Source organism: Psychrobacter sp. H7-1 (genome assembly GCF_904846585.1).
GTDB lineage: Bacteria > Pseudomonadota > Gammaproteobacteria > Pseudomonadales > Moraxellaceae > Psychrobacter > Psychrobacter raelei.
This window is the reverse complement of the sequence record NZ_CAJHBH010000069.1, coordinates 1-6,228: the sequence shown is the minus strand read 5'-3', so window position 1 is coordinate 6,228 and position 6,228 is coordinate 1. Positions and strand designations below refer to the sequence as shown.

7 protein-coding genes are annotated in these 6,228 nt (G+C 45.6%); all 7 read right to left on the bottom strand.

Going from position 1 to position 6,228, the window contains the following annotated elements; all coding sequences use genetic code 11:
• Nucleotides 1-187 precede the first annotated feature (187 nt).
• Nucleotides 188-760 carry a type IV pilin protein gene (locus JMX92_RS12895; RefSeq protein ID WP_201546059.1) on the bottom strand — a complete coding sequence of 191 codons (573 nt, stop codon included), beginning with the start codon at nucleotides 758-760 and terminating at the stop codon, nucleotides 188-190.
• Nucleotides 753-1,646, bottom strand: coding sequence for a hypothetical protein (locus JMX92_RS12890; protein WP_201546057.1), 894 nt, complete (start codon nucleotides 1,644-1,646; stop codon nucleotides 753-755). The genes JMX92_RS12895 and JMX92_RS12890 overlap by 8 nt, the downstream gene beginning before the upstream one ends.
• Entirely contained in the window at nucleotides 1,643-2,656 is a 1,014-nt protein-coding gene (locus JMX92_RS12885) for a PilW family protein (RefSeq protein WP_201546055.1), read from the bottom strand. Before JMX92_RS12885 ends, JMX92_RS12890 begins: the two co-directional genes overlap by 4 nt.
• Before the next feature lie 3 nt (nucleotides 2,657-2,659).
• Nucleotides 2,660-3,202 carry a prepilin-type N-terminal cleavage/methylation domain-containing protein gene (locus JMX92_RS12880; protein ID WP_201546053.1) on the bottom strand — a complete coding sequence of 181 codons (543 nt, stop codon included), beginning with the start codon at nucleotides 3,200-3,202 and terminating at the stop codon, nucleotides 2,660-2,662.
• Nucleotides 3,203-3,236: 34 nt separating this feature from the next.
• The gene (locus tag JMX92_RS12875) at nucleotides 3,237-3,758 is read right to left on the bottom strand and encodes a type IV pilin protein (protein ID WP_201546051.1); all 522 of its coding nucleotides are present in this window, start codon (nucleotides 3,756-3,758) and stop codon (nucleotides 3,237-3,239) included.
• A 181-nt stretch (nucleotides 3,759-3,939) separates the two neighbouring features.
• The gene (locus JMX92_RS12870) at nucleotides 3,940-4,548 is read right to left on the bottom strand and encodes a ComF family protein (RefSeq protein ID WP_227675379.1); all 609 of its coding nucleotides are present in this window, start codon (nucleotides 4,546-4,548) and stop codon (nucleotides 3,940-3,942) included.
• A gap of 145 nt (nucleotides 4,549-4,693) precedes the next feature.
• Nucleotides 4,694-5,995 (bottom strand): phospholipase A, encoded by a 1,302-nt coding sequence (locus JMX92_RS12865; RefSeq protein ID WP_201546049.1) that lies wholly within the window; start codon nucleotides 5,993-5,995, stop codon nucleotides 4,694-4,696.
• Between the last annotated feature and the right edge of the window lie 233 nt (nucleotides 5,996-6,228).

Here is a 6,228-nt window from a genome sequence, read left to right as displayed (position 1 = left end):
TATAGTTCGGTTAGGTTGTCCATGTAAGAAGTCCTTTTTGCTTAAGTGGTCTTGGTAAACTTACTTTAGCAACTTTGGACTTCTTTTTTTATCTTTTTTTTGAGCCCTTATCCCGAACTGGGGTTAAACTTAAGTTGATAAATTTTTTAAAGCGTGCACCCTACCCTGTCCCCGCGCTTTCCTAACCCTACCAAGTTAAGCGGCAGTCTGCCTGACCTTGGGAGGTTATAAGTGCCACAGTCTGAGCGCTGGAGTAACGGCAGCGCTGATGAAGACTGTCCAAGTAATAGCTGTCTAAATGGGCATCGGTAAGCTCAAAAAAGTTAGCGTGTACATTGGGCACAACCCACATCTGCCATCCTTGTCCATTGGCCTGAAGATCAGTTAAGACAAACTGCCCAGTGGCATCGCTTAACCGAATTTCATAATGATGTGTCTTCTCATTTGAACCCAAAGGCAGATACAGCCGCTCTTCTAAATTACTGGCAAATAAAGGCTGATTTGAGGAGAGCTGTAATGAGGATTGTGACAAACTAAAGCCTGCATAAGTCAAATACTTACCCCGCCACTTGGCCAAGTCATGGGCCAACTGTAGCGCTTGCTGCTGCGCCTGCCACTGCACTTTTTGATTGAGATATTGCTGATAGCTGGGTAACAGTATGGCGGTTAATAGTGTCATTAGCGCCACTACGATAAGCAGCTCTATCAAGGTATACCCTAAGGGTCTGTTGAGACTTAATTTAAGCTGACTGCTACTCATTATTCACAGGCGTTTGATAGATATAAAGATAGTCTTGTACCTGCACATCATGAAGTGTCTTGGTTCTACTCAAACAGGCCATTTGGCTTTCTTGTTGCTGCAAGCTATGGCTTGAGTCATCAGCGGTGATCACTACCATAGACTTGGCCAAACAGTCATCTATTTGCTTTAATTTTGCAGAACTAAACACAGGCATGACCGAGGTCACATACACTCGGATCAAAGTCTGCTGCGGCACTGTATTGTCAGTTACAGAGCCATGATTTTGCACCACAGGATTTGTATGATGAGCAGGTTTAGGACTGCCTAAGGCATCGAGCACAATGGCCATACCATCTACCGCCCCGCTTATCGTATTATCAGCAGATTCTGATACCGCCATAATAGGCCGAGTAAAAGACAATTGGGTGGCAATCAGTTGGCGATCACTGGTGTAATGATTCATTTGTCGATTGGCAATATTACAATAGCCTTGTGGATTTATGATGCCACCTTGCACCCCAACACGCTTGTGCCGTGCGCTGCCCTCTAACCAAGACTTGTAACGCGTCGGCTGATAACACACCACGTATTCAGCCCAGCTGTGCTGATTGGCCTTAATAAAAGGCTGCTTGATCAGATAGCCCATAGGACCTTGCGGCGACATTAATTGCGCCAGATTATCAGGCTGATCGACCATCGTCTTTAGGTGTGCCAAAGGTACATCTGATGCTTGAAACAACAATCGATTGACCTGAGCGGCTGTTATGACCTCTAACGATGTTTGAGAGTTTTTTAAGGCAATAACACTGGCGGTAGAGAGTAATACTGCCAGCATCAGCACAATCACAAGTACTGCCCCTTGCTGCTGGTCACTCTGTGCGAACACCGATACTGGGGAGGTCATAATGACTCACGACTGTTTCTGAGCGCCACCACACTGGTCAATGAGCGGCGTAAATAACTGGGATGCTGGTGTCGAATGGTATGCGGTTTGCCTTGTAAATAAAACACACTTTTACCCGGCATCGACTTCGCTTGTGCGGTACTGGCCCGGCTAATGATGCCAAGTTGCACCGATACGATGGGGGCGTGATATAAATACTCAGAGTGAGCATCCAAGGGACTACTTTGGGTCAAGTACTGCTCAATGGACATATAAGATACGCCTTGCTTTAATCTTACGCCAAGCTGCACGCCAAAATAATCCACCCGATTCATCAGCACTACCCCATTATCACCAAAATCTTTAATGTATAACTGATGCGCCTTGGCAGGGCTATTTCGAATGGCCGTTGGTAATTGATAGCGCCCTGCATCGCAGGCCAGAACGATTGCCAAGTCTTTGGTTTCATTAGCGGCACGCTGTCTATCGAATCGGGTAAAAAAACGCTCAATAATCATATCACCTGGATGCACTTTTTTGCCCTCGCAGTCAAAGCTTGGAAAAGCAGCTTGGTACTGTATGGTTAGTTGATCACTGTTGGTCGGCGCAACCAAGTTACTGGGTCCTAGGTTGCTACGACTAAATAACTGTTCATTGAGATTGACCACGCCGCGAAGATTGCCCCATTTTTCAGATCCTCCTAAAGCACTCAACGGAGCATTATCATAGGAGCCGGTCAACACTATGCCGGTCCATGCAGAGGCTTGATGCATGGTCGAATGAGACCCTAAATTGGCCTTTCTAATGGTTTTATGAATCGCAGGCAATTGAAAGACGGCATCATCTTGTAGCTCAGAGACTGCTAACTGTATACGCTGCACCGCCAGACTATGAGCGAACAACTCAAATGCGGCGCCACTTACCACAAGCCCTAAAGTCAGTGCCAGCATAAGCTCAATCAAGCTAACCCCTTGTTGAGCGGTGATAGAGTCGAGCCCTATATGCTTGGGGTTGAGCGGTTTTGATGGCATGGATTAATAGGCCTCCATATACAAGCAATCCGACCCTACTCGATAATTGCCCTGAAGATGTAAGCAGCCGTCTAAGACCTCACTGCTGACATATTTAGCCTGTGTTCCATGCCATGCAGCGACTAAGCAGTAGTTTTCAGTGGTGGACAACCGGCCAGGACAACCGAGCATGGCAAGTGTCATACCTTGCTGTTTGGCTTGTAGGCGTAATACCGCCACATCGTTTTGTACCACTTGAGTCGCATTACAGCCCGCTCTTACAGTGCAGCTTGTCATAGCTGGAATAGTGGCTGCATCAAACTGTAATTGATACGCCCTTAGTGCCACCCTCCCCATATTAGTCCGAATACGCTCTGCAGCTTCCGTTAATATAACCAAAGCTTGTGTCCGCATCACCGCATCATCTACCGCTGCCAAAGATTGTGCCTGCAAACCAACATAACCGAGCGCTGCCACACTAAATAAAACTAGAGCCACTAACACTTCAATGAAAGCCATACCTTGTTGACTAGATACGGGTATATGCGTTGGTGGCCCACTTTGCATCACTGTCTCCTCCTAAATCAGATGGCGGAACGTCTTAAGGTATGGCTTGAACCCTACTACAGCTTTGCTGATGACACTGCTGACCCAAATAATTAAGGCTCAGTACACCATCTGACGCCATCTTGCCAGCTGTAGTTGGAGTGGCTATCAGCTGCCAGTGAGCAGAGGTGAGATACCCCTCATTGTCTAAGGGGGTGAGCGAAGTTATATAAAGCGCTTGAGAGTTTTGTCTGTTACCGCTGTTGGGCTGCTGATGGGTATAGGGAAACTTCACCAGCAAAGCCTTGGATACAGTACTGTTTTTATAATCAGGAGCATGGGTGCCCGCACTTTGTAACAGCAGTGCCATATGCACTTTTCGGTAATCCCCTTGAACCAGCTTGTGGTGCTGTAATTGCACCGCCAAACGCTGCAACTCTGACATCATCTGTAGGCGACTGGCTTTGATGTGGTGCTGCTGATAGGTGGGATAAACGACAGTGGTCAATATTCCAATCAGGGTCATGACTATTAAAATGTCGATTAGCCCATAGCCTTGGATGCCCTTGCTATACATGCAACCTTCTACTTAACTTAAGTGTTAACTTAAATGAATACGCTAGAGCACTTGCTGCATCCAATTTTTAAACTCTATAATAAAAAAGTTAAATTTAACTTAACATCTTATAATGACTATTAATAGATTTAATTGCACTTATTACCTAATTGAGCGAATTTTAGATTAAGATAACGATGCCCTAATGACCATGGCTGAGTGCATAAGCCATGATATGTGTCTCAGGGCAGGCCTGTTTGATAGTTAAAGCTAAAGCAGTTAACGTCGCTGCGGTGGTGACCACGTCATCAAATAAAATAACGCGCCGAGTCGGTACCGCTTGAGTCACTTCAAAGGCATTAAGGATGTTTTGTTGACGCGATTGTCTATCAAGCCCTTGCTGACTACCGGCCTTATCAACACGGTGAATGCCCTGCCAAAGCGGAATTTGCCAGTGCCGTGATAAGTAATAAGCCAACACAGATAACGGACTAAATCCTCGGGTGGCCAAACGATGCTTTGTGGTAGGTGTGGCAACAATCACACTGTTTGTACTGTGGCAGCCTTGTGGTCTTGGTAACTGACGAATAGCATGCACTAATATCGGCAGTGCACTTAGCTGCTGCTTGTACTTAAATGCAATGAGTGCTGAGCGTAGGTAGCCCACGTGTGCAGCGGCAGGTTGAATAACAAAATGGTGGTTGGCGGCTAATTGCGTGACCGGTAGCTGCTGATGCAGCGCATCTGGCAACCAGCTGACATCATCATGGCACCACTGACAAAGCAAAGATGAAAAAAAAGAACGCCTCATAGGGAGGCGCTCTTTGGTTATTGCTCTACAATGGATATGGCACACACAGCAGGTTTGTTGAAAGTACTGTACCCGCCACATACCCAGTTGGTAGTAAGCGGGAATCATACGCAGTGGGCTTTGCCAAGTGAAGTGCAAGAAAGACTTACAGACCTTTCCAATCGTTTAATGATAAACCCACACCCACAGCGGTTGTCTCATCATTATAGTCAATAATAGACTCACCATAGCCGTGGAATACTTGGATAAAGGCGCGTACATCACGGGTAATCGGGTGAGTATAATCTAATTGAATCGCCCCTTTTTGTGTATCGAAGTTATAACGACCTGTTGCGGCTAATGTTTCACCTTTACCAAAGTCATAAAGGGTTTGGATTTCCCCATTACCATAGTAATCGGTAATGTCTGGGTTATCACCTCGTTTTCCCCCTGATTTTTTCTCTTTAATATGCGTCCAGACTTTCGGTATCACGCTAAGCTTACCCCACTCAGCACCCCCCATTAAATACAGACGATTCCATGAGCGCGATAATGGATCAGATTGTCCGTTTGAGTGGTGAATGGCACCGGCGCCTATCATACGCAAACGACCGTTAAACGGCAGATCGGCTTTTACTGGCTGAGTGATGAATATCTCAGGCATATAGTCGGTGGCTCTAAAAGGACGCGAGTTATCTTCATTATAGACTTGCCAATGCATTTGCTGGGTATAGCCAAACCACACATCTGCATTGGTATCAAAGACATCTTCAGCCACTTTTGTCTTTAAAGAAATTTGAGCTTTTAGCTCTAAAGGATCGTATTGATCGCCATAATCTTTGGCCGTTGGCTCAGGCTGAGTCGGTGATTTCGGATTACGGTTGGGATCATAATGAGCGTATAACGGCATTAAGTAAATGGGATTATGGGGTCTTACTGTCCACGTACCATTTTCGCTATTTTTATCCAAATCATAAGCCAAGCTTAGGGTGGTATAGGGTGAAAAATCATCCACCGTTAACCCAGCTTTGGCCAACTTAAGGTTGCCAGAGGCAGTAGGCGCACCGACATCTATAATATCGCCCTCTGCCTCTTCAGCGAACTCACGCTTATCATTCTCATCAGCGAAGACGGCAGTGGGACGCAAGTCACTAAAAGTGGCCTTAACAGACTGCGCTAAATCAAGCGGTTTTTTCTCACGGCCTACAGTAATCGGATCCCCTGTGGTCACTTTGTCATAACAGGCCAAACGAGCGGCTGCTAATTTTAAATCTGAACACTTCAAAAAATCATCCACAGTCACCTGCTGATCCGCAGTTGACATAGACATAGAGGAGTCACTTTCAGCATGCGCAGCAGTCATAGCCAGCATTGGAGTACAGCAGGCTGCTGTAATTGAAAGCGCTAAAACTTTAAGAGTAGATGAAGGCTCTGCAAAGAGCTGGGTCGAAGGCCGCAAAGTTGTCATGCCTGTTCCTAATGAATATGGTAAAAATGCCATTATACTATTAAAAAAAACTCTAAACCAACTATATTATAAACAATACATTGCTACACAATAAAGACAGATTAATTAGGGCGTGTTGAACATTGGCGACAAATTAATGGCAAAAAAAATAGCGAACGGTTAATCTTTAAGTTCTCACACAAAAAAGATATCGTTCGCTATGCCTCGCACTATGCTCAAAGATGAACACTGGA